Here is a 23,196-nt window from a genome sequence, read left to right on the forward strand (position 1 = left end):
GTCAGTTGGCGATGACGGTCACCGCGCGGCGGTTCTGGGCCCAGGCTTCCTCGTTGTGACCCAGCGCCACCGGACGCTCCTTGCCGTAGGAGATCGTGGTGATGCGGCCGGGCGCAACGCCGAGGCTGACCAGGTAGTCCTTCACCGAGGTGGCGCGGCGGTCGCCGAGGCCGAGGTTGTACTCGCGGGTGCCGCGCTCGTCGGCATGACCCTCGATAACCACGTTCTTCGACGGGAACTGCTGCAGATAGGCTGCCTGGCGGCGCAGGGTTTCGATGTCTTCGGCGTCGAGGTCGTAGCGGTCGAAGTCGAAGAACACGCGGTCGCCCACGTTCAGCACGAAGTGTTCCTGCGTGCCCGGCTGGGGGCCGGCCGGCTGGCTCGGCTCGGCCTGCGGCGCCGGCGCCGGCGCCGCCTGCGCCTGTCCGCCGCCGGTGTCGCTGGTGGTGGTCACCGGCTCCTCCTCGCCGCAGGCGGCGACGAGGAACAGGGCAGCGGCGAGGCTGCCCATCTTGATCAGAAATCGCTGGCGCATCTTTATTGTTGCTCCCTCATGCTTGACGCCCACGTGACGTCAGGTTGCAGATGCTGTCCGGCGCTTGATTAAGTCACGCGGACGCGGACAGTGGCTGCAACATTTAACACCCAAGTTCGCAAAGCAAAACGGCGGAGTTGGGCCGAACCGGCCCTACGGTGTGGCAAATACGTGTCATTCGGCCCCAAATCAGGGCGACAACGCCGACAGCGGCGACCAGGCGGGGTCCGAGGCGTCCAGCGGCGTCGGCACCTCCCTGAGGTTGCGCCCGGTAAGGTCGACCGACCAGAGCTTGACGCTGCCGCCGCGGCCGTCATTGCTGCCGGGCACCTGCCGGAAGAAGATCAGGACGCGGCCGTTCGGCGACCATGTCGGCCCCTCGTCCAGGAAGCTTTCGGTCAGGATCCGTTCGCCGGTGCCGTCGGGCCGCATCACCCCGATGAAGAAACGCCCGCCCTTCAGCTTGGTGAAGGCGATCAGGTCGCCGCGCGGCGACCAGACCGGCGTCGCGTAGCGGCCATCGCCAAAGCTGATGCGCTGCACGTTCGAGCCGTCGGCGTTCATGGTGTAGATCTGCTGGCCGCCGGAACGGTCGGAGTTGAAGGTCACCTGCTGGCCGTCCGGCGACATGCTGGGCGAAGTGTCGATCGCCAGATTGCGCGTCAGCCGCCGCGTCACCCGCGTGCGCAGGTCCATGATGAAGACGTCGGAATTGCCGCCTTCGGCCATGGAGAACAGCACCCGTTCACCGTCCGGGGAGAAGCGCGGCGCATAGGTCATGCCCGGGAAGTCGCCCAGGATCTCCTGCTGGCCGGTGTCGATGTTGAACAGGTAGACGCGCGGCTGGTTCTGGAAATACGACATGTAGGTCACGACCTGCTGCGTCGGCGAGAAGCGCGGCGTCAGCACCAGGTTGGAGCCGTCGGTGAGGAAGCGGTGATTGGCCGAATCCTGGTCCATGATTGCCAGCCGCTTGACCCGGCGGTCGGGCGGGCCCGATTCGGCGACATAGACGATGCGGGTGTCGAAATAGCCCTCCTCGCCGGTGAGCCGCTTGTAGATGGCGTCGGAAATGATGTGGCCGATGCGGCGGGCGTTCTCCGGCGAGGTGAAGTAGACGAGGCCGGTGAGCTGGGCTCCTGCGAAGACGTCCCACAGCCGGAACTCCGTCCGCAGCCGCCCGTCGCTCTCGATGCTGACATTGCCCGCAACGAGGGCCTGGGCCTGGATGGTGCGCCAGTTGCCGAAGTTGGGCCTGACCTGGATGGCGGCCGGCTCCTCCAGATAGGCGCGCGGGTCGATGACCCGGAACAGGCCCGAGCGGGTCAGGTTGCCCCGGATCACGGAGGCGATCTCCTGGCCCAGTTCGCGCGTCGTGCGGGTCTCGCCGTGGATGTCGGTGACCGCGATCGGCAGCGGGTCGACATTGGCGCTGGTGACGTCGACCTGAAGCTGCGCGCGGGCCGGCGCCGCAGCCAGCAGCGCCAGGGCGACAAGCGCCAGCGCCGCGAAGGCCGGAAGGCGTCGAATTCCTGCAATGATCATCAGCCGTACATGTCCCTGAGGTTGAAGTTGATCTCGATCTCCTGCCAGTCCTGGAACTTCTCCTGCGGCAGGGGCAGCGGCTGCGACTTGTAGACGGCCCGGACGGCGCTGTCGGAGAAGGCGCCGAACACGTCCCGCGACTGACCCGCGTCGAACCCGTCGATGACGCGGGGCGGCGCCGCCAGCGTGCCGTCGGGTTTGAGGACTATGCTTATCACGACCTGCATGCTCTCGACGCCGGGCGCCCCGTGGTTCGGGCTCCAGTTCTCCCGCAGCCGGTGTCGCAGGAGGTCCACTTCCGAAACCGATAGTTTCTGATTGAGCCGATTCTGTGACACGCCGCCCTCGCCGATGCGGATGTCGGCCAGCTGCCGCCGGTCCTGCTCGCGCGGCCGCGGCGGCTGGCGTTCATCGGCCATGCGGTCGATCTTGGCGGCCAGCCGGTCGAGATCGAGGCCCTTCTTCTCGGTCTTCTCGGGTGCGGGCTTTGGCGCCGGTTCCGGCGGCGTCGCAGCGGTCTTCTTCTCGGGCTCCGGCTTCGGGTCGGGCTTCGGTTCCGCCTTCTTCTCCGGCTCCGGCCCGGGCTCGGGCGCCTTCGGCTCCGGCAGAGGCTCGCGCGCCGCCAGCTTCTCGGCCTCCTCGACCACCTTCTCCTTGGGCGCGACCGCCTTGTCGGCGCGCTCCTCGACCGCCGGGCGCGGCGCGGGCGGCGCCACGGCGACATCGGGTTCCGGCTCCGGCTCCGGCTCAGGGGCGGGCGGCTCCGGCGCCTCGCGCACCAGGGCGTTGGTGTCGGGCAGGGGCGGCGGCTCCGGCGCCGCGGCAGGCGGCGGGGGCGGAGGCGGCGGCGGGCTGTCCGGCGCGGTGGCCTGCGGCGGCGGCGGGGCGTCGGTCTTCTCGCCCGCGGTGGCCTGATTGGTTTCCGGGCCGATGGTGGTCAGTTCGACGGGGATGATGGGGTCGCTCAGCACCTCGGCCGGCGAGTCCAGAAAGGCATAGTCGAGCACCAGCATCACGACCACGAGGACGTGCAGGCCGAACGAGAATGCGGCGCCCCGGACCATCACGCCTCCCGCATCATTCCCCGACCCGCGCCGGCGCCTGCGCGACCAGCGCGACCCGCGTGAATCCGGCGGCGTTGATGGCGCCCATGGCCTCGATCACCCGGCCATAGGCGATCGTGCGGTCGCCGCGCACGAAGATGCGCCGCTCCTGGTTGCCGTTGGTGATGGCGATCAGCGCCGGCACCAGATCGCCCAGTTCGATTTCCTTCTCCTGCAGATAGATCTTCCCTTCCTCGTCTATGGTCACCGCCAGCGGCTCGTCCAGACCCTGCAGGTTGGGCGCGACCGCCCGGGGCAGTTCCACCGGCACGCCGACCGACAGCAGCGGCGCGGCGATCATGAAGACCACCAGCAGCACCAGCATGACGTCGACGAAGGGCGTGACGTTGATCTCCGACATGGGCGTGAAGCGCTTGCGCCGGAACCGGCCGCCATGGACCTGGATCGCCATCAGCGGCTCTCCCCTTCGTCGAGCTGGCGCGACATGATCGCCGAGAACTCGCCTGCGAAGCCCTCCAGCCGGGTGGCGTAGCGGGCGATGTCATTGGCGAACTTGTTGTAGGCGACGGTCGCGGGGATGGCGGCGACGAGACCCAGCGCCGTGGCGAACAGGGCCTCGGCGATGCCCGGCGCGACCACCGCCAGAGAGGTGTTGTTGGTCGCCGCGATGGACTGGAAACTGTCCATGATGCCCCAGACGGTGCCGAACAGGCCGAGGAACGGAGCGGTCGAGCCGACGGTCGCCAGCACGCCCAGATAGCGCTCCAGGCGGTCGACCTCCCGGTCGATGGAGATGCGCATGACCTGGCTGATGCGGTCCTGCAGGCCAGCGCGGAGCTTGTCGGTCCGGGCCAGGCCGCGTTCGGCGGTGCGCCGCCACTCCCGCATCGCCCCGGCGAACAGCACCGCCATCGGGTGGGAGGCATTGGCGCCGATCTCGTCGTAGAGCTTTTCCAGGCTGCCCCCCGACCAGAACAGGCGCTCGAACTCGTCGGCCTGCTTCTGCACCCGGCGGTAGCGGACCCACTTCTCGAAGATGATGGCCCAGCACCAGATCGAGGCGACCAGCAGCGCCAGCATCACGATCTGCACGACGATGTCGGCGCGCAGGAACAGCGACCACATCGACAGATCCACCTCGGCGGCCCCCGCGAATTGCCGGGCGATGACGTCTTCGTTCATGTTGATTCTTCCCTGCCGTTTCCTGTCAGGCGTTCCATCGCGGCGCAAATCGCGGGCGGAATGCGCCGGGGCCTTCCGTCGAGACCGATAAATGCCGCACGTACATGGGCCCGGACAAGGGGGGCCCCAAGCCGGGAGATATCCTGCCGCAGCGCGATCGTCGCGCCCTTCAGCGCATCGAGGCGCGTGGTCACCAAAAGGTCATCGTCCAGCCGCGCCGGACGCAGATATTCGACCTTCACGTCGCGGACGGCGAACATCGCGCCGTCGCGCCAGATCGCGGCCTGGTCGACGCCGATCAGGCGCAGCATGTCGGAGCGCGCGCGCTCGGCGAATTTCAGATAGTTGGCGTAGTAGACGATGCCGCCGGCGTCCGTGTCCTCCCAGTAGACGCGGACGGGAAACAGGTGGGCGTCGGCCTCGACCCGGCCCAGCGCTGCCGCTGCCGGCTCAGCCATCGCCGCCGTCCAGCATGTCCATCTGCCCCGGCATGGCCGATTGCGGCGCCGCGAGTCCCAGATGCGTCCAGGCGGCGGCGGTCATCATCCGCCCGCGCGGGGTGCGCACCACCAGCGCCTGCTGGATCAGATAGGGCTCGATGATGTCCTCGATGGCGTCGCGCGGCTCCGACAGGGCGGCGGCGAGGTTGTCGACGCCGACCGGCCCGCCGCCATAGTTCTCCGCCATGCAGCGCAGATAGCGCCGGTCCATGGCGTCGAGGCCAGCCTCGTCGACCTCAAGGCGCTTCAGCGCCGCGTCAGCCTTCGGCGCGTCCACTTCGTCCGCGCCGGCGACAGCGGCGAAGTCCCGCACCCGCCGGAGCAGCCGTCCGGCGACGCGCGGCGTGCCGCGGGCCCGTCGGGCGATCTCGGCGGCGCCGTCGGCGGTGAGCTTCAGCCCCAGCACCCGGGCGCCGCGGCGGACGATCTGCTCCAGCTCGGCAGGCGCGTAGAACTCCAGCCGGCAGGGAATGCCGAAGCGGTCGCGCAGCGGCGTGGTCAGCAGGCCCGAGCGCGTCGTCGCCGCCACCAGCGTGAACGGCGGCAGATCGATCTTCACCGAGCGCGCGGCCGGCCCCTCGCCGATCACCAGATCGAGCTGAAAATCCTCCATGGCGGGATATAGAATCTCTTCTACGGCAGGATTAAGGCGGTGCACCTCGTCGATGAACAGGACGTCGCGCGCCTCCAGGTTGGTCAGGATGGCCGCGAGGTCGCCGGCGCGGGCGATCACCGGACCGGAGGTGGCGCGGAAGTTCACGCCGAGTTCGCGGGCGACGATCTGCGCCAGCGTCGTCTTGCCGAGGCCGGGCGGACCGAAGAACAGGGTGTGGTCCATGGCTTCGCCCCGGGCGCGGGCGGCGTCGATGAAGACGCGCAGGTTCTCGCGCACCTTCTGCTGGCCGATGAAATCGGTGAGTTCCAGCGGCCTGAGGCCGATCTCGCCGCCGTCCTCCGGGCGCTGCTCGCCCGTCACCAGCCGCTCGCCCTCGGCGCCGCTCACCGCGCCAGCTCCTTCAGCCCGGCGGTGATCAGGGCCTCGACGGTGGCGTCCTCGCCGGCGATGGCCGCGCCGCGCAGCACCGCCGCCTCGGCCTCGGCCCGGCGGTAGCCCAGATTGACCAGCGCCGAGGCCGCGTCGCCCGCCGCGCCGCCGACCGGGGCCGCGCCCGGAGCCGCACCGGCCTGCGCCGGCCGGGCGGGCAGGGCGCCGACCTTGTCCTTCAGTTCGCTGGCGATGCGCTGCGCCAGGCGCTTGCCGACGCCCGGCGCGCGGGTGATCGTGGCGACGTCACCGGACGCGATGGCCATGCGGATGTCGTCGGCGGCCAGCGCCGAGAGGATCTGCAGCGTCACCTTCGCGCCCACGCCCTGGACGGTCTGCAGCAGGCCGAACAGCTCCTTCTCGGCGCGGTCGGCGAAGCCGTAGAGGTGAATGTGATCCTCGCGGACATGGGTCTCGACCTGGATGGCGACCGCATCGCCCTCCGTCCCCAGCGCCGCCAGGGTGCGGGCCGAGCAGAACACCAGATAGCCCACGCCGCCGACGTCGATCACCGCGTGATCGGCGCCGATCCGGTCGAGAATTCCCTTGAGGCTGGCGATCATGGCGGGCGGCGGTCCGGGGATGATTCGGTATCGGGCCGTTGTAGCAGATTCAGCGCGGCAGCGCAGATGGCGTCGGTCCCGTACCGTGATGGGCGTGGCAGATGGCGCAGGCCAGCGCGTCGGTGGCGTGTTCGTTGGTCAGCCGCGCGCCGGGCAGCAGCGTCTTCACCATCAGGTGGATCTGGTCCTTGTGCGCATGGCCGGTGCCGACCACGGCCTTCTTGACCGCATTGGGGGCGTATTCGGTCACCGGCAGGCCGTTCAGGGAGGCGACCAGCAGCGAGACGCCGCGCGCCTGACCCAGCTTCAGAGTCGAGGTCGGGTTCTTGTTGACGAAGGTCTCCTCGACCGCCGCCGCGTCGGGCCGCCATTCGGCGATCACCGCCTGCAGGCCGTCGTGGAGCTGCACCAGCCGCTCGGCGAGGCTGCCCTTCGGGTCGGAGGCGACCGAGCCGTCGGCGACCCAGATCAGCCGGTTGCCCTCCACATCGACCACGCCCCAGCCGGTGTGACGCAGGCCGGGATCCAGGCCGATCAGCCGCAGCCGGGTCATATCATCCTTCCAGCCGGGCCATGACCTCGTCGGAAACCTCGAAATTGGCGTGCACCTTCTGGACGTCGTCATTGTCGTCCAGGGCGTCGACCAGCTTCAGCAGGGTGCCGGCCTTCTCCTCGTCGACCTCGACGGTGTTCTGCGGCCGCCATTCCAGGCCGGCCCGCCCGGCCTCGCCGAATTCCGCCTCCAGCGCCTCGCGGACGTCGTTGAAGGCTTCCACGGCGGTGATCACCTCGAAGCCATCCTCGCCGGCGACCACGTCGTCGGCGCCGGCCTCGACCGCCGTTTCGAACAGGGCCTCCATCCGGGCGGCGGCGGCCGGGTACTCGATCACGCCCACATGGTCGAACATGAAGGAGACCGAGTTGGTCTCGCCCAGGCTGCCGCCGTGCTTGGAGAAGGCGGAGCGGACCTCGGAGGCGGTGCGGTTGCGGTTGTCGGTCAGCGCCTCGACGATCAGCGCCACGCCGCCCGGTCCGTAGCCCTCATAGCGGATGTTCTCGAAGGTATCGGCGGCGCCGTCGCCCGTCGCGCGCTTGATGGCGCGGTCGATGTTGTCGTTGGGCATGTTTTCCTTGCGGGCGGCGGCGATGGCCGCGCGCAGGCGCGGATTGGCGGTCGGGTCGTCGCCGGATTCCTTCACCGACACGGTGATCTCCCGCGCCAGCTTGGTGAACACCCTGGCGCGCTTCGCGTCCTGCGCGCCCTTGCGGTACATGATGTTCTTGAACTGTGAATGGCCCGCCATGGCGGCCTCCGTGCTCACGATAGGTTCGGTGGAGCGCTTCTTTTCAGCCTTTTCCCGCCGCGGTCAAGCCCGGCCGCGCTCAGCGCGCACCCGCTGTGGCGTCCAGCCAGTCCAGTGCGGCGTCGACGACCTCTTCCGTTGTCGCGGGGCTCATGATATCGCCGGCGATGACATGATGGCTGGGACCGGCGGCGCCGGGCACGTCGATCCAGCGCTTCGGCCCGCCCCAGCGGTCGAAGACCCGCCGCGTCGCCGCCGGATCGACCACCTTGTCGTCGGGGGAGTGGAACACGAGCAGCGGCGTCCCGGCCCGGCCGTGGTCCTCCGCGGCGACGTGCTTCACCAGCGCCGCCATGGGCAGCAGCGCCACGGTCGGGTAGCGCGTCTGCCAGTGCCGCTCCACCTCGTCATTCTCGGCGCCCGTGTCGCGCTCCCGCCCGAAGGCGAGCGGCAGGAGCCGGCGCGCCCACGGCAGGGTGAGCGCGGCGGCGGCCTTCGAGCGGACGCCGAAATTGGGCGAGACGAAGATCAGCGCCCGGACGCCAGCCATGTGATCGCCCGTCACGGCATGATGGGTCACCGCGGTGGCGCCGGTGGAGGTGGCGATGACGATGACCTTCTCGCCGATGCGCCGGCCGACCTCCAGGGCCTCGGCGACGTCATCCAGCCAGTCGCCGGCCTCCGCCTCCGCCATGGCCGCGCCGGTGCGGCCATGGCCGGCCAGCCGGGTATAGAACAGGTTCGCCCCCAGCGCCGCGGCGATGCGGTCGGGGACGGGACGGATCTCCGCCTTGCTGGCCGAGAAGCCATGGACGTAGACCACCGCCCATTCGGTGCGCGCCGGCGCCGCCGGGTCGCGCCAGACGATCTCCCTGGCCTGGCCCGCACGGATGTCGCGGAAGCGCGCCTCGGACGCCGCGAGCGCCGCCGCCGGATCGGCGCCCAGGTCCGCAGGCCGGAAGCCGATGGCGGTGCGCACCCGCTCCCGCGCGCCCAGCAGGAAGGCAAGGGCCAGCAGCAGAACGATGGCGAGCAGGACGTAGAGGAGCGGCTTCATTCGGCGGTCCGGCGGGCGGGGAAAGCTCTCCGGCCAGCAGACCACGCGCCGCCCGCGGCGGCAAGGCCGACAGGGCCCGTGATCCACGCCTTGCGCCGGCGCGTAGGCTTCGCATATGCGGGATCAGATCCCCGCGCGCCGCAGGAGTATCCATCGTGCCGTCCGGAATGAAGAGCTTGGCCGCCGCCCTGGTGCTCGCGCTTGCGCCGGCGGGGCCCGCGGCGGCTGCGGCGCCGGCCGATTTCGACCCGCTGAAGGCCTATGGCGAGCGCATCGTCTTCGACGTCTATCGCGGCGAGGACCGGATCGGCCAGCATGTCGTCCGCTTCACGCGCGACGGCGGGAACCTGGGGGTCAGGGCGCAGTTCAACGCGGCGGTCAAGATGATCGGCTTCACCGTGTTCCGCTTCGACTACCGCTCGGACGCGTCCTGGCGCGACGGTGCGCTGCTCGACCTTACGGCCAGCACCAATGACGACGGCGACCGCCGCACGGTGCGGGTCGACCGCCGGAACGGTCGGCTGGTGGTCAGCGGCCCGGACGGCGCCGAGACCACCGATCAGGGCGTCTTTCCCAGCAATCACTGGCATCCCGGCGCGGTGACCGGCTCGCGGCTGATCAACACGCTGACCGGCGACGTCGCCGAGGTGCGCGTCAGCCGCGTCGGCCAGGAGCGGGTCGCCACCAACGCCGGACCGGTCGAGGCCACCCGCTACCGCTTCGACGGCGATCTGCGCGACATCGACGTCTGGTACGACGGGGACGGCCGCTGGGTGAAACTGCGTTTCAGGGAGAATGGCAGCGTCATCGACTATCGCTGCGTGCAGTGCGTCAACGGCCCCCGGATGGCCCGCGAATGAGCGCCATCGTCTGGATTACGGGCGCCAGTTCGGGGCTGGGGCGGCAGGCGGCGCTGGAATTCGCCCGCCGCGGCTACCGCGTCGCCGCCACCGCGCGCAGCGAGGACAGGCTGCAGGAACTGGCCGCGGAGGCCGATGGCCTGCTGGGCGACATCACGGCCTGGCCCGGTGACGTCACCGACGAGGCGCGGATGACGGCGGTGATCGAGGCGGTCGAGCGGGACCTCGGCCCCATCGGCATCGCCATCCTCAACGCCGGCATCTACCGGCCCATGACGGTCGATGATTTCGACCCGGAGGCGCTGGCGCAGACCTTCGAGGTCAACGTGATGGGCGTCGCGCGGCCGCTGCGCCCGCTGCTGGCGCGGATGACCGCGCGCGGCGCGGGCAGGATCTATCCCACCGCTTCGCTGTCGGGCTATATCGGCCTGCCCATGGCCTCCGCATACGGGATGAGCAAGGCCGGGCTGATCAACATGGCCGAGGCGCTGCACACGGAGCTGAAGCCGAAGGGCGTGCATTTCGGCATCATCGTGCCGGGCTTCGTCGAGACGCCGCTGTCGGCGAAGAACGACTTTCCCATGCCCTTCCTGATGCCCGTCGACAAGGCGGCGCGCGCCCTCGCCGACGGCGTGCTGGACGGCCGGTTCGAGGTCGCGTTCCCGCTCCCCTTCGTCCTGATCATGAAAGCGCTGAGGTGCCTGCCCTATGGACTCGCTCTCCCCCTCATCCGCCGGGCCACCCGCGGACGCCGCCAGGCTTGATCGCTTCGCCGCCTTCTTCGAGCGCATGACCGCGGCGGATGTCGGCCGGCTCGGCGAGATCTACGCCGAGGACGTGCATTTCGCCGATCCCTTCAGCGATTTCCGCGGCCTGGACGACCTGCGCCGGGTTTTCGCCGCCATGTTCGACGGCATGCGCGACTATGCGCTGAGCGTCGACGAGAAGGGCATGACCGCCGCCGACACCGGCATGGTGCGCTGGACCATGTCGGGCTCCGTCAGGGCGCTGGGGCGCGAGCCCTGGATCGTCCACGGCGTCAGCGTGATCCGCTTCGACGCCGAGGGGCGCGTCCGCGAACATCTCGACTACTGGGACGCCGCCGGGCAATTCTACGAACGCCTGCCCGTCCTCGGCTGGGTGTTGCGCCGCATCCGCCGCCGCATCGCGCAGCACTGAGCCTTTCGGAGGATCGACCCCCCACCCGACCCGCTGACGCGGGCCACCCTCCCCCTGCCAGGGGGAGGGACGGGGAGGGGTTGGATCCTTGTAGCGCGCCACATGTTTCCGGAGTCCTCGCCGCTTGAATCTGGAGCACATTTAGCCGCCTCTCAGCGGGCGATAATAGCCGCCTCAGAGACCGTTGATAGACCTCTCCCGAATCAGGGTGGAGCACCGCCGGAGATGATCAGCTCCGCTGCCGGTCGGGAACGGCCCTTGGTGAGCGTGTACGTCGTCGTGACCTCCTCGATGGCGAAGCCGGCGAAGAGCTCCCGGATCTCCGGCGTGTCGTTGATGGACATCAGGAAGCAACCCTTCAGTCGGCCGAGTGCCTCGGCCATCTCCGCGAACTGCTCGCGGCCGAACAGATCCGTGCCGTAGTCGCCCTCGCTGCCCCAGTAGGGCGGGTCGAGGTAGAACAGCATGCCCGGCCGGTCGTAGCGCTCGATGAAGGCCCGCCATGGCAGGCATTCGACCACCACGCCGGCGAGGCGGCTGTGCACGTCCTCCAGCATCGGCGCCAGCGTGGTGACGTTGAAGCGGCCGCCATGGCCGGAGCTCACGCCGAAGTTCCGGCCCGCGACCTTGCCGCCGAAGGCCGTGCGCTGGAGATAGAGGAAGCGCGCGGCGCGCTCCAGGTCGGTCAGCGTCGCCGGATCGGTGGCCGACAGCCGCTCGAACTCAGCCCGGGTTGTGACCTGGAAGCGCATCATCTCCATGAAGGCCGTGTAGTGGCGCTGGAGGATGCGGAAGAAGTTGGCGACGTCGCGGCTCCGGTCGTTGATCACCTCGACCTTCGGCCGGGCCGTGCGGCGAAGGAAGACGCCGCCCATGCCGACGAAGACCTCGGCGTAGCCGTCGTGCGGCGTCTCGTTGATGCGCGCGACCAGGCGCTTGGCCAGGTTGCGCTTGCCGCCGACATAGGGCGCGACGGGCCGCACCGGGTCGACGGGCGAGAGAGCGTTTGGATTCGACTCCATGATCCTCGGGTTTCACTATCGCCCCGCCCCTGCAGGGGTGGCGGGACGGCCGCAGAGCGGCCGGTTGCGGTCGTGGGCGTGTCAGCTCGCCCGGTTCGCGGTGCGTCAACACCGCGGCCCCCGCCGGCCTTTCCGGCGACGTGGATGGACTTGATCATCGCTGAGCGACAGAATGCGCCTGCCCCCAGCGGGGTGACGGGTCAGCTGCAACTGGCCACTTGCAGCCTTGGGGCGCCCCCACGCCCTGGCTCGCGCCGGTAGCTTCATGCGGGCCCCCGTCGGCCACGACGGGAGATCACATGGCTCCGCGATCGCGGTGTTCTCACCCATCGCTGTTCCCCCACCGCCGCCACTCTGTCGGCCGGGCGACGCAGGCCCAGTGGTCGAGGGTCTGGGGCGTGCAGGGCGTGCGCGGAGCGTTCAGCGCCGTGGCGGCGTCGAAGGCTGTCCGCAGGTCGGCGCCGGCGCCGAAACGGAGGTAACAGGTCTGCATGATCCGGCCTCCTACGAGAGCTTCGTGATCTGGATGAAGTTCTCGGCTGCCGTGCCGCCGGGCAGCACCTTGTTCGTGCCGCTGTCATGGCTGAGCTGGCCGAAGAGCTTCTCGCCCACGGCCAGTTCGAAGACCCGGGAGACGTGCAGGCTCTCGTGGTCCGCCGTCGAGGCGCGCTGGGCGACGAGTGTCTTCATCCTGGCGATCACGTTCTCGGTCGGGGTCGGTTCGGCCCCGTTCGACTTGACCGCCTCGAGCGTCCAGAGCACGTCCTCCGCCGTGTCGGGACGGACCGACGTGTAGATGTCGATCAGGTACACGCCGGCCTCGGCGGCGGTGAAGTCGTGGTCCGTGTCACTCCAGCCGCCGACATCGCCGTTCAGGTACTCGAGGCGCTCGACCCCGGAGTGGTTGATCGTCTGCGAGCCGCCGGCGATGTCCGCCACCACAGTCGGATCGACGTAGACGCCCTTGCAGCCAAAGATGCGCCTGGTCCCGGGCGTGATGCCCTCGACGAGCTGGTTGTCCGGGCAAGCGGACAGGTCGCCCCCGATCAGCTCGAAGTGGTCAATCGCGCTGACGGGGTCCGCGCCCGAGCTGAGCGTGATCCCGTCGTTCACCGTGGCGTCGCAGATCGGCGAATGGACGACGAGGCGGTCCAGGTCGACCGACCCGCCCATCGTGATCAGGCGGACGTCCGAACCGTTGCCCGAGAAGTTCCGCGCGTTGACCGGCCCGATGGAGATCAGGCGCGCGGCCACGGTCGTCTCCACCCAGTGGAAGACGTGCAGGATCGGATACGGCGTCGGATCGTCGGACGGTGTCTGCGTCGAGAACAGGTTGTCGTTCGAGACCCCGTCGATGTAGCCGACCCCGATCCTGATCTCCTTGTAGCCCTGCAACGTGAACAGGCGGACCGCAGCCGCAGTGCCGCCGACCGAGCAGTTGTAGAACGAGTAGCCGTCGATCTGGAGCCGCTCGGACTCCGACGCCTCGCAGTACACCAGCGCGCCGGAGCCCTGCAAACGGACGCCGGGGTCGTCCGGGTCCTCGATGTCACCGCCGTAGCCCTCGACCGACAGGTAGCCGACACGGATGTCGTCGGTCCCGAAGTACACCGCGGCCCGGTCCTCACCGTCGTCGGCGAAGAGCTTGATCTTGTCGACGTCGATGTTGAAGCCCTTGGCCTGTGATCCGGCGACGCGGCGTGCGCCCTTGAACACGACGCTTGCCTCGTGATGCCCGGCGTTGATCGTGAGAATCTGGCCGACGCTGGAGTTCTGCCCCTTGAAGTATACGGCGGTCGTGTCGGACCGATAGTAGCTGGTGACGCCCTCGATCAGGAGCTGGCCGATGAGCATGTTCTGGCCGAGCAGCCGGACGCCGTCACAGGACGCGACCTGCCCACTGTTCTTCTGCACCCGGGCGTCATTAATGCCGGCCACTGCGACCCGACCGATGGACCAGCGGACACACAGATCCTGCGCGTCTGGGTCGTCGTCGCCGATCAACAGACCGTCCCCGTAGCCCGAGTTGATCATGTCGTCGCCGTCGAAGTGGTCGTCGCTGTTGGGGACGGAGATGTCCCGGACATCGTAGTCGTCCACGTCCGCGTACTTGACCGCGAGCGAGAAGGACAGACCGCCGAGGCCGCCGGTGCCGCTGATGTCGAGGAGGCGGAGCGTCGTGAGATAGTACCCGGAGCTGTAGTCCTCCCTGAGCCTCGCCGAGAACTGCGCGCCGTTGCTGTAGCGCCAGCCCCGGATGTCGATGAGATCGATGTTCCCGGTCAGCTCATTGAAATTGTCGATGAGCGCCATGTTCTCGGTGTAGATGTTCCAGAAGCGCAATCCCGCCGAGAGGGGCCTGAACAGGACCGGGCCGCCGCTGCCACCGAGGAGCTTCGAGTTCCCGATGCCGACGACCGTCACTTCGGTCGTGAGATCCTGCGTCGTCGCGTTCGGAATGTAGTACGAGCGCCCGTCGAGGATCAGGGTCTTCCCGTTGGTATGGGCGTCCGCGACCGCGCTGTTCCACGCCGCGCTGTCGTCGGTCACGCCGTCTCCGGCGGCGGCGTACGCCTCGAGAGTGACGGAGGTGTCCCAGCCCACGGCTGCCTCAGCGGCAGCCTGGGCGGCTTCCGCCGCCGTCTGGGCGGCCTGTGCATCGATCTTCGCGGTCAACGCGGTGATCGCCGAGACCTCCGCATTGGTCTCGGAGGTCGCCGCGGCGCTGGCGCTGGCTGCCGCGTTCGTCTCGGAAGTCGCCGCGTTGGTCTCCGAGGTTGCCGCGGCGCTGGCGCTGGCCGCGGCCTCGGCGGCCTTGGTCAGCGCCTGGCCGATGGTGTCGTCGCCGGCCAGATCCGCGGCCACGGCGGAGATGTCGGCGATCGTGTCCGCCACGGCCTTCAGGTCAGCGGCGTCGATCGCGGCGGTCGAGCTGAAGTCGATGGTCTCGATCTTGTGGGTGTCGGTCACCGCCGGGTCGATGGTCAGCGTCGCCCCGTCCAGTGTGAACGCCCGCGTCGGCACGCCGTTGACGAAGACCATGAGCGCATCGGCCGATTTGGGCGTCGTCGACAGCGTCCAGTCGGTCTCCACCCCGTCGCCGGTGAAGTCGTCGTGCACCGGTCCGGCCAGGGCGGTGATGGCGGCGATCGCCTTGGCCAGGCTGTCGACCGTGCCGGCGTCGGTCTCGACGGTGGCCGAGGCGTCGCCGTGGACGATGTCGTTCAGCTTCTGCAGATCGAGCATCGCCTGGGCGAGCAGCGGGATGAACTGGCTGTAGTCGGTGGCCATGGTTTCCTCCGATCAGGGGCCTTCGCCCGGGTTGAGGGCAGGCGTCAAGAAGCTCGTCTGACCGGTCCAGTTGAGCCCGGTGAGTGTGCCGTCATGGGCGGCCATGCGGACGTAGTAGGTATTGCCGCCGTAGAGGCCGGTGAGCGTGATCGAGGGACCAGCCCCGGTCTTCTTTGAGCCGCCGCCGGGGCCGAAGGGCGAGGTGGCAAAGGCGACGACATAGCCCTGGACGTCGGCGTCGCCCACCGGGTCGCAGGAGACGGACCCGGTGTTCTTGTCGATCGCGGCTGCCGACAAGCCGGTGGGCGCCGAGGGCGCCGGGTTGGCGTATGTGTCGGCGGCCGGGTTGGCGACGCCGCCGGAGCCGACGCTGCGCACCCGGATGCGCGCTGTGCGAAACGGCCCACCGTCCGCGGCCTGTTCGTCGGCCGTCCAGGATGCGGCGCCGGCGGCGGCAATCTCGGTGCGCTTCAGGCTCAGGCTGTCGGCCGCGGCGCCGCCCAGGAACTCGACGTCGTAGGAGGCCGCGCCGGCCACCGTGTCCCAGGTCCAGTCGAGATCGCCGTTCGACAGCTCGGTGAGGGCGAAGCTCGCGGCATCGACCGCATCCGGCGGGGTGACCTGGTCGGAGATGTTGCGCACGATCCGTGTGCCTTCGCCGCCCGGCCCTTCGGCCCAGTACTCGACCACCAGCGTGTCGTCGACGTCGGGCACGATGCCCTTCAGCTCCGGCGCGGCCGAGGGCGTGAGCTCCGCATAGTCGCCGCCGTCCGCCCGGAAGCGCGCGCGGTAGAGCACCGCGCCCGGCGCCGACGGGCCGACCAGCGTCATCTCCCGGGCGTCGCCGAGATCGCGGAGCGCGATCTTCACGTCCAGCCAGACCGGCGACGACGAGTTCGCACCGAGGCCGGCGGCGGCGACCTCCTCGGGCTGGGCGGTGTCGGTCTCGGCCGTGTGGACGCGGGCATCGTCGACGACCGCGGCGATGGCGACCGTGCCGTCCGGCCGGGGCTCGGTGTCCAGGATCAGCAGCTCCCGCCAGACCTGGTCCGCCTTGCCGAACATGGCCCGGGTCGGCTTCCGGCCGTCGCGCTTGAGCGCGATCCAGTCCTTCGGATTGGCGTGATAGTCGCGGCCCTGGGCCGGCTCGGCGAGATAGGCGGCCAGGTCGGCGGCGTCGATCACCAGCGTGCGCTCGTGCGCGCCGACCGTCGCCTTCACAGGGCCCCAGAGCTCGCCATCCGGCGCCACCAGGCCGATGACATGGTCGCCGCCTTCCGCGTCGAGGGCGAACGGCTCGTCGAGCGTCAGCGTCCGCCCATCCGGCGAGAGGCCGGTCGCCATGGCGCTCTGCCCCCAGGCGGGCCGGTAGTGCGCCAGTGCGATCTTCTGGCCGCGGCGCAGGAAGCGCCCGCGTTTCAGGGCGGAGAAGGTGACGAACAGCCGCCGGAAGCGGTGCGCCGCCGCTTCGGTCACGCCCTCCCGCCAGGCCTGGGGGAAGTTGTCGATGCCGGTGAAGCGGACGTCGGCGACCCGGTCGGGCGCGATGCCGTCCAGGGCGGCGATGACGTCGCGCTCGACGCCGGCGGCGTCGGTGAACAGCACCCGCGCGGCGTTGGCGTCCTCGCTGGTCACGTGCAGGCGGCGGATCTGCAGCGAGCCGCGGACGATGTCGTGGGGCGCGAAGGCGGCGACCGGAATCGGCTGCGGCTCGTCGCGCCAGAAGGTGAGGTCCGCGCCGATGCGGATCGGCTGGGCCCGGCCGGCCCGGAGCACGGCGGTGAGCTCCTCCCAGGGCGTCGCATCGCCGGTGAAGAGATGGTTGAACGTGTCGCCGCGCGCCGCCCAGGTCTCGGCCAGCGCCTGCAGCGTGGCCAGATCCACGCGGTGGTCGGCGAGGCCGGCCTGCCGGTCGTCCTGGGCGATGTGGCGCGCCGCCGCCTCGATCGCCGCGGTCGGGCCCTCGACCCATTCCTCGGCGCCCGCGTCCCAGTATTCATGGATGCCAGTCGCGGTGGCGAACAGCGTCCGGCTCTGCGCCGTCGCCGCCGTGCCCTTGAAGCGGATCGCCAGCACCGTCTCGTCGTCGAAGACCTGGTCGGAGGGAACGAAGCCCTTCAGCCCCGACCAGACCGTGCGGTCGGAGGCGGCCGAGGTGCCGACCGTGTTGTTGGTGCGGCGGACGCGGACCTCGTAGCGGCCGCGGTCGACCGCGTAGAGCTTCGAGAGCCGCTGCGGCGTCGTGGTGCCGGCGGTGAAGCTCTCCGCGCCCAGCAGCTCGAACGACGCGCCTTCGACCGGGTCGCCGTTGTCGTCGATCTCGCGCGCCTCGACGCGCCAGGTCACCGTGGTCTGGCGGATGCGGTTAGAGACCGTCTTGAACAGCGCGCCGGGCCATTCGATGTCGACGCCGATGCGGTCGGCGACCTGGCCGGCCGGGCAGGCGGCGAAGGGCCCGAGGAAGAGGTCGTCGGTGGTCTCGCCGCCCTCCAGCTCGTTCTCGGCGCGGAGCTTGGTGCCGGCCGGCTCGGAGGAGCTGGTGACGGCCGCGGGGAACAGCGTCACCGGGTCGCCGGGCTCGACGATCTCGATCTCCAGCGCGCCACCAGCGGTGGTCACGCCATCGGCCTCGGTCCAGATCACCGTGTCCTCGAACTCCAGGCGGTCGAGGCGGACCTTGTCCCTGCCGAGGCTGTAGAGGGCGAAGACCAGGTGCTCGTTGTCGGCGAACTCGCCATAGGGCGGCGCGATCCACTTCGGCGCGAAGCGGACCGTGCCGTGCAGCTCGGGGATGCGCTCGCCGGCGCGGACGATCTGACCCGACAGCGTGGCGCGGAAGGCCTCGCCCGGCCCCGGCAGCGGCGGCGGCGCGGCGGGCGCAGACGGCGGGAACAGGGCGTTGATCAGGAAGCCGCCGGCGACGGAGATCACGGCGGTCGCGACCGCCGCTCCCAAGGTGCCCGCGCCGAACATGGCGGCGCCGGCATAGGGCGCCACCACCATCAGGGCGATCATGGCCACCATGGCGATGGGATTGGAGCCGCCCTCGCTATCGGCCGGCGGCGGCGGCGTGACGTAGAGCACGTCGCCGGCGAGGAAGCGGACGGTCTCCCACTCGTTCTCGCCCGTCAGCGGGTGAGAACGCAGCAGCGCCGAAGCGCCCTTCCAGCAGAGCGGCCGGGCCGGGGCTGCGTCGTCCAGCAGCATCAGCGCTGTCGCCGCCGTGATCCCGGTCGGCAGCTGGCGCACCTCCGCGCCCAGCAGCGGCCGGAGCGGATCCTTCGCGATCACCACGCGGACGCCGTTCGCCGGCAGGGGGCCTGTCAGAAGCGGGTTCACGGCTTCGCCTCCGCAGCCGGGCGGCAGGCCTCGATCGAGGTCCAGCTGCGCGCGCGTGCCGTCGACCAGGGCTCCAGCACCACGCCGTCGAAGCGGGCGCAGTGCAGCAGCCCCGTCGCGCCCTGGCCCAGCGCCGTCCAGGTGCCGACATGACAGAACGCGCCCCGGCGGAAGACGACGACGTCGCCATGGCGCCAGCCGGCGGTGGTGGCGAGCCGCGCCGCTTCCTCGCCCTCGGCGCGGGTCACCACCGGCCAGGCGGCGTCCAGCTCGGCGTCGGCGATGGCCTGGCGGAGCGCGGCGGCCGAGACGAGGTCGCCATAGTCGGCAAGGCTGACGGGCAGTTCGCGGCCCATCATCCCGCGCTGGACGAAGGCGGTGAAGCTGCCGCAGTCGAAGGCGTCGGGCCCGGCTGCGCCGCGTTCCCAGGGCAGCCCGATCAGCGGCCGGACGAAGCGAATGGAGTCCGAACGGTTCAGCATCCCCTCAGCCCCCGATCAGCGGGTGGCTGGAGCGGGTGTAGATCAACCCCGCGGCCCGCTCCCAGTTGAACATGCCGGCGCGCGCCCGGACGGCGCGGTCGGTGGCGAGGCTCTCGCGGATCTCCAGGCCCTCGACGATGGCGGCCGGGCCGGTGAGGTCGGTCGAGAGATACGAGCGGACGGTGAGCTCGACGGCGGCGTCGGAGGCGAGCGTCAGGTCGAGCACCCGCTCCAGCGCGGCGTTGGCGTTCATCGCCTCCAGCTCGATCTCGGGGCTGCGGTCGCGCTTGGTCGCCGGCCAGGTCAGCTGGAAGCCCGAGCGCTGGAAGGTCACGGTCTCGCCCGGGTTCGCGGGCGCCGTCGCCTCCAGGGTCAGCTGGTGGCCGACGCGGTCGTTGACCACGCGTACCGGCTCGCTCAGCGCCGGGTGGCGGAACTCCAGGGTGACCAGCTCCACCTCGCCGGCCGGCAGCGAGGCCTCGTGCTCGCGGATCGCCAGGCTGGCGCGCTCGGCGTCTGTCAGGAAGGCCGGCATCAGGCCACCGCCGCCGGGTAATCGCTGTGCACCAGCTCGGCCAGATCGGCCAGCGCCTGGATGCCGGCCGCGCCCATGACCTCGGCGATCTGCATCGCCGCCAGCACGTCGGCCTCGGGCGTCGGCAGGTCGAGGATCTCGATCTGGACGGCGGCGATCCAGCGGTCGCCGTCCGGCTGGCCGGCGCGCCAGGGCTCGACGGCCATGCGGCACTCGGTCTCGACATAGGCCTCGCCCGTCCAGACCGGCATCAGGAAGGTCCGGGCGCCGCGGCCGAGATTGAGCCGCCACCAGCCCTTCAGGATCTCGAACTGGCGCAGCGTGGTCTCGATCTCGACCTGGTAGCGGGCCGGCGAGACCGTGAAGAGCGATTCCCGGTCGGTCCAGCCCTGGTCCATCTCGACCGCGTTGAACGAGGTCATGGGCTGCAGCTGCAGCGGTTCGCGGAACGGCGTGTAGGGCACGCCGGCCGGCCATGTCACCGGGGCGCTCACGGGTTGGCCCTCGGCCGGGGCAGGCTCATGGGCAGGCCGCCGTCGCGCATGGCGGCGAAGACCGGGCCCTGGCCGGAGCGGAGGTCGGCAGCGATGTCGCCGGAGACGTCGTCCTTCAGGCGCCGCAGGAAGTCGATGCGCAGCCCGCCGTCAGGCGTGCGGCTGGCCTTCGCCTCGGCCTCGCCCCCCAGGTGATTGTGGATCTCGACGTTCATGCCGCCGCCGGCGACCTCGGCCCGGCCGGACGAGACCGCCGCCATGGCGCGCAGGCTCTCGGCCAGGCCGGAGATGGTCCGCGCCGTCGCCGCCTGCTGCGCCTCGGTCAGCACCCGCTCACCTTCCAGCAGCACTGCCGGCACCTCGCGCGGGCCGAGGCCCGCGGCGGCCGTGCCCTCGTGATAGCGCGGCGCGGTGCGGAACAGCGCCGCCGGCAGCGTCCGCGGCGCCTGGCCGTCGCGGCCGGCGACGCCGCCCTCGTGCAGCGGCGTCACCCCGGTGACCGAGCCCAGCGACCCACCCGCGCCGGGCCCGAAGGACGGCGCGAACAGGCTGCCGAAGATCTGCCCCAGCTCGCCCAGCCCCTGTTGCAGGATCGGGCTGATCGACATCTGGAAGGCCAGCCGCGCCAGCTCGGCGACGGCGAAATCGACGAAGTCGGAGAGCGAGGCCTTGCCCTGCACCAGGCGCACGAAGAAGTCCTCGGCGGAGCGGGTGGCGCGGTCGAACAGGTCCTCGGAGACCGCGGCCCAGTCGCCCTGGACGGCCTCCGCCTCGGCCATGGCGCGCTCGATGCCGGCGGCCCAGTCGGTGCGCCGGTCGAGATCCTCGCGATAGGCCTCGGCCAGCATCCCCTCATGGATGCGCTCGACGTCGGCGGCGAACTCGGCATAGCCGGCCGCGGTCTCGTCCAGCCCGGCCAGGGCCTCGTCCCGCCACCGGTCGGCGGCGGCCGCGGCGCGCTCAAAGCTCGGCGCCAGCTGGTCGAGCCGCTGGGAGATGTCGTCGGTGGTCTGCTCGTGCAGCCGGGCGGTCTCCTCGGCCGCGCGGGCGGCCTCGCGGGTCGCCTTGGCATGATCGCGCTCGGCCTGCTGCGCCAGCAGCAGCTCCGAGACCAGCGCCTCCAGCTCCAGGGCCTGGCGGCGCGTGACCTCGATCTTCGCGTCGGCCGCCTGCTCGACGATGCGGGCTGTCTGCTGCTCGGCCTCGATGTCGATCGCGGTCAGCCGCTCGAAGTCCGGCGAGACCTGGCGGGCGCGGCGCAGACGCTCGATCGCCGCCAGCTCGGCCTCGGCGTCCGCGATCGCGTCGGCGAAGGGGTTCTTCTTCGGCGCGCGCCCCGGCGGGTCGTCGTCACCGCTGCCGGCCTTCGTCTCCGCCGACTTCAGCCGCTCAATCTCGGCGCGGGTGGCGGCGATGCTGCTCTGGAGCTGTTCCAGCTCGGCGCGGGCGTGGTCGATGTCCTCACTATCACCCTGGCGCTGGTGACTTTGGACGAGGCCAAGCGCCAGGTTGTTGGGCTGGCTCCGCTGCAGCAGCTGCCGTTCTTCTTCCCGGGCCTGCAGGTCGGCGGCCAGGCTGTCGAGCTCCGCCGTGAGCGCCTGCTCCCGAAGACGCTGTCCCTGCAGGCGGAGTTCCGCCGTCTCCAGCGCCGCCGCGCGGCTGTTGTCGGTCAGCCGGCCGAGGGCGCGGGCCTGTCGCTCGATGGCCTCGGTCGCGGTGTCCGTGTCGCCGCCGAGGTCAATCATCGACGCGGCGGCTGTTGCGGCCACGCCGGCGACCAGGCCGATTGGGTTCGACCGCATGGCGACGTTGAGGCCGCGCATGGCGATCGCCGCGCCGCCGGTCGCGGCGGCGAAGCCGGCCGTGGCGATCCGCGCGGTGGCGTAGCCGGCGGCGAGCGCCGCGATCGTCTCCAGGTTGCGCGCCGCGAAAACGGTGATGTCGCCGATCGCGGAGGCGACGGTGGAGAGCCCGTCGACCACGGCCGGATCCCGCAGGACGACGGCGAGTTCCTGCGCCGATTCGGTGACCGCGTCGAGGAAGCCGCCCTCGGCCAGCGCCACCTCCAGGTCGAAGATCGTCGTGCCGAAGCGGTTGAAGGCCGCGCGCGCCGATTCGGCGGCTCCGGTCACGCCATCGGCGAATTCGGCCCGCAGCTGGCGGGCGAAGCGCGGGATGAAGTCGTCGGAAAAGAGTTCGCCCTGCTCCAGCATATCCGAAAGCGCCTGTGTCGAGACGCCCATGGCCCTGGCGGCGACCTGGAAGGCGCCCGGCAGGACTTCGCCCAGCTGGCCGCGCAGCTCCTCGGCTGAGACCTTGCCCTTGGAGATCACCTGCTGGATCGCCAGCAGGGCGCGCTCGGTCTCGTTCGACGACCGGCCCAGCACGGCCATGGCCTCGGAGACGGCGGTGAAGATCTCGCGGGTCTGGCCGGCGTCGATCGCCGTGCCCCGGGTCGCGGCCGCCAGCGCCGTGAAACTCTCGATCGCCGGCCGGAGCGAGAGGCCGAGGCGGTCGGCCTCGGCGCGCACGAAGGCCATGGCGTCGGCGCCGGCCTCCGCCGAGCCGGTGGCGACCGCCAGTGCGTTCGTCATGGATTCGACGGCGACGCCGGTCTCGGCGATCGAGCGGGCAACGCGCAGCGCGCCGAAGGCGGCCAGGGCGGCGACCACGCCGCGGACCGCGCGCTCCAGCTCGACGCCGGAGCGGGCCATGCGTTGCTGCTCGGCCGCAGCCGAGCGGGTGGCGCGCTCGAAGCCGCGTTGGGCCTCGGCGGCGCGGTCGGTGGAGCGGTCCAGCCGCTCCAGCCCGGCCTCGGCCTCGCGGGTGGCGCCGGTGAAACCGGCATCCCGGGCGGTGAGCGTCAGGCCGACGCGGTACTCGGTCATCCGCTACCTCCCGCCGCTTCGGCGAAGACGGAAACCGCGCCCGCCTCCAGCGCGCGGAGATCGCCGAACCGCGCCGCCGTCATCTCGATGCCGGCCATGCGCGCCGCCGCCTCGACCGCCGCGTAGTCCAGGGCGGCGGGACGGGAGAGCGGCACGAAGCCGGCGCCGGCGGGAATGAGCTGCATGAGCTGCCGCCACTGGCCCTGGACCAGGGCGAAGAGCTCGATCGCCGGGCCGGCCGAGGCCGGCAGGACCAGCAGTCCCGCCGCCATCTCGGGGCGCCGCCGCCGCAGGCGCTCCAGCTGGTCCTC

23 protein-coding genes are annotated in these 23,196 nt (G+C 70.7%); 3 read left to right on the top strand and 20 right to left on the bottom strand.

From position 1 onward, the window contains the following. Position 1: 1 nt before the first annotated feature. The 11 genes from pal to CWC60_RS00545 all read right to left on the bottom strand — a co-directional run bounded on the left by pal (position 2) and on the right by CWC60_RS00545 (position 8,795). Positions 2-535, bottom strand: coding sequence for a peptidoglycan-associated lipoprotein Pal (gene pal, locus CWC60_RS00495; RefSeq protein ID WP_109792101.1), 534 nt, complete (start codon positions 533-535; stop codon positions 2-4). 189 nt (positions 536-724) lie between these two features. After that, a complete protein-coding gene (gene tolB, locus CWC60_RS00500; protein WP_109792102.1) occupies positions 725-2,080 on the bottom strand; it encodes a Tol-Pal system beta propeller repeat protein TolB in 1,356 nt (451 codons plus the stop codon). After that, on the bottom strand, positions 2,080-3,144 hold the full coding sequence (locus CWC60_RS00505; protein WP_109792103.1) for an energy transducer TonB: 1,065 nt from the start codon (positions 3,142-3,144) through the stop codon (positions 2,080-2,082). Before CWC60_RS00505 ends, tolB begins: the two co-directional genes overlap by 1 nt. A gap of 13 nt (positions 3,145-3,157) precedes the next feature. Next, the gene (locus CWC60_RS00510) at positions 3,158-3,595 is read right to left on the bottom strand and encodes a biopolymer transporter ExbD (protein WP_109792104.1); all 438 of its coding nucleotides are present in this window, start codon (positions 3,593-3,595) and stop codon (positions 3,158-3,160) included. Next, positions 3,595-4,326, bottom strand: coding sequence for a protein TolQ (gene tolQ / locus CWC60_RS00515; protein ID WP_206419692.1), 732 nt, complete (start codon positions 4,324-4,326; stop codon positions 3,595-3,597). The genes CWC60_RS00510 and tolQ overlap by 1 nt, the downstream gene beginning before the upstream one ends. Next, positions 4,323-4,784, bottom strand: a complete 462-nt coding sequence (gene ybgC / locus CWC60_RS00520; protein WP_109792105.1) for a tol-pal system-associated acyl-CoA thioesterase — start codon at positions 4,782-4,784, stop codon at positions 4,323-4,325. The genes tolQ and ybgC overlap by 4 nt, the downstream gene beginning before the upstream one ends. Then, the gene (gene ruvB / locus CWC60_RS00525; RefSeq protein WP_109792106.1) at positions 4,777-5,829 is read right to left on the bottom strand and encodes a Holliday junction branch migration DNA helicase RuvB; all 1,053 of its coding nucleotides are present in this window, start codon (positions 5,827-5,829) and stop codon (positions 4,777-4,779) included. The genes ybgC and ruvB overlap by 8 nt, the downstream gene beginning before the upstream one ends. Further along, entirely contained in the window at positions 5,826-6,434 is a 609-nt protein-coding gene (gene ruvA, locus CWC60_RS00530) for a Holliday junction branch migration protein RuvA (protein ID WP_109792107.1), read from the bottom strand. Before ruvA ends, ruvB begins: the two co-directional genes overlap by 4 nt. A 49-nt stretch (positions 6,435-6,483) precedes the next feature. Continuing rightward, positions 6,484-6,987 (bottom strand): crossover junction endodeoxyribonuclease RuvC, encoded by a 504-nt coding sequence (gene ruvC / locus CWC60_RS00535; protein ID WP_109792108.1) that lies wholly within the window; start codon positions 6,985-6,987, stop codon positions 6,484-6,486. A 1-nt stretch (position 6,988) separates the two neighbouring features. Beyond that, positions 6,989-7,738 carry a YebC/PmpR family DNA-binding transcriptional regulator gene (locus CWC60_RS00540; RefSeq protein WP_109792109.1) on the bottom strand — a complete coding sequence of 250 codons (750 nt, stop codon included), beginning with the start codon at positions 7,736-7,738 and terminating at the stop codon, positions 6,989-6,991. A 79-nt stretch (positions 7,739-7,817) separates the two neighbouring features. After that, positions 7,818-8,795 (bottom strand): alpha/beta hydrolase, encoded by a 978-nt coding sequence (locus CWC60_RS00545; protein WP_109792110.1) that lies wholly within the window; start codon positions 8,793-8,795, stop codon positions 7,818-7,820. Positions 8,796-8,950: 155 nt separating this feature from the next. Here CWC60_RS00545 and CWC60_RS00550 point away from each other — a divergent pair, with 155 nt between their 5' ends. Genes CWC60_RS00550 through CWC60_RS00560 form a run of 3 tightly spaced genes read left to right on the top strand, consistent with a single transcriptional unit; the run spans position 8,951 to position 10,834 of the window. After that, positions 8,951-9,655: a DUF6134 family protein gene (locus CWC60_RS00550; protein WP_125182698.1), complete on the top strand. Its 705-nt coding sequence runs from the start codon at positions 8,951-8,953 to the stop codon at positions 9,653-9,655. Beyond that, complete coding sequence (locus CWC60_RS00555) at positions 9,652-10,419, top strand: SDR family NAD(P)-dependent oxidoreductase (RefSeq protein ID WP_109792112.1); 768 nt, start codon at positions 9,652-9,654, stop codon at positions 10,417-10,419. Before CWC60_RS00550 ends, CWC60_RS00555 begins: the two co-directional genes overlap by 4 nt. Further along, entirely contained in the window at positions 10,364-10,834 is a 471-nt protein-coding gene (locus CWC60_RS00560) for a nuclear transport factor 2 family protein (protein WP_109792113.1), read from the top strand. The genes CWC60_RS00555 and CWC60_RS00560 overlap by 56 nt, the downstream gene beginning before the upstream one ends. Before the next feature lie 203 nt (positions 10,835-11,037). Here CWC60_RS00560 and CWC60_RS00565 read toward each other — a convergent pair whose 3' ends face one another. From CWC60_RS00565 to CWC60_RS00595, 9 genes are all read right to left on the bottom strand, one after another. Beyond that, positions 11,038-11,856, bottom strand: a complete 819-nt coding sequence (locus CWC60_RS00565) for a DNA adenine methylase (protein ID WP_109792114.1) — start codon at positions 11,854-11,856, stop codon at positions 11,038-11,040. A 322-nt stretch (positions 11,857-12,178) separates the two neighbouring features. Continuing rightward, on the bottom strand, positions 12,179-12,349 hold the full coding sequence (locus tag CWC60_RS23405) for a hypothetical protein (protein WP_164516289.1): 171 nt from the start codon (positions 12,347-12,349) through the stop codon (positions 12,179-12,181). An 11-nt stretch (positions 12,350-12,360) separates the two neighbouring features. After that, positions 12,361-15,147: a hypothetical protein gene (locus tag CWC60_RS00570; RefSeq protein WP_109792115.1), complete on the bottom strand. Its 2,787-nt coding sequence runs from the start codon at positions 15,145-15,147 to the stop codon at positions 12,361-12,363. Positions 15,148-15,159: 12 nt separating this feature from the next. Continuing rightward, entirely contained in the window at positions 15,160-18,486 is a 3,327-nt protein-coding gene (locus tag CWC60_RS00575) for a fibronectin type III domain-containing protein (protein WP_109792116.1), read from the bottom strand. After that, a complete protein-coding gene (locus tag CWC60_RS00580; RefSeq protein ID WP_109792117.1) occupies positions 18,483-18,968 on the bottom strand; it encodes a hypothetical protein in 486 nt (161 codons plus the stop codon). The genes CWC60_RS00575 and CWC60_RS00580 overlap by 4 nt, the downstream gene beginning before the upstream one ends. 4 nt (positions 18,969-18,972) lie before the next feature. Then, positions 18,973-19,503, bottom strand: coding sequence for a DUF1833 family protein (locus CWC60_RS23410; protein WP_164516290.1), 531 nt, complete (start codon positions 19,501-19,503; stop codon positions 18,973-18,975). Beyond that, positions 19,503-19,985, bottom strand: a complete 483-nt coding sequence (locus tag CWC60_RS23415; protein WP_164516291.1) for a hypothetical protein — start codon at positions 19,983-19,985, stop codon at positions 19,503-19,505. The genes CWC60_RS23410 and CWC60_RS23415 overlap by 1 nt, the downstream gene beginning before the upstream one ends. A gap of 8 nt (positions 19,986-19,993) precedes the next feature. After that, positions 19,994-22,885 (bottom strand): tape measure protein, encoded by a 2,892-nt coding sequence (locus CWC60_RS00590; protein ID WP_109792118.1) that lies wholly within the window; start codon positions 22,883-22,885, stop codon positions 19,994-19,996. Continuing rightward, entirely contained in the window at positions 22,882-23,157 is a 276-nt protein-coding gene (locus CWC60_RS00595) for a DUF1799 domain-containing protein (RefSeq protein WP_109792119.1), read from the bottom strand. Before CWC60_RS00595 ends, CWC60_RS00590 begins: the two co-directional genes overlap by 4 nt. Positions 23,158-23,196: the final 39 nt, after the last annotated feature.

Source organism: Minwuia thermotolerans, from assembly GCF_002924445.1.
Classification (GTDB): domain Bacteria; phylum Pseudomonadota; class Alphaproteobacteria; order Minwuiales; family Minwuiaceae; genus Minwuia; species Minwuia thermotolerans.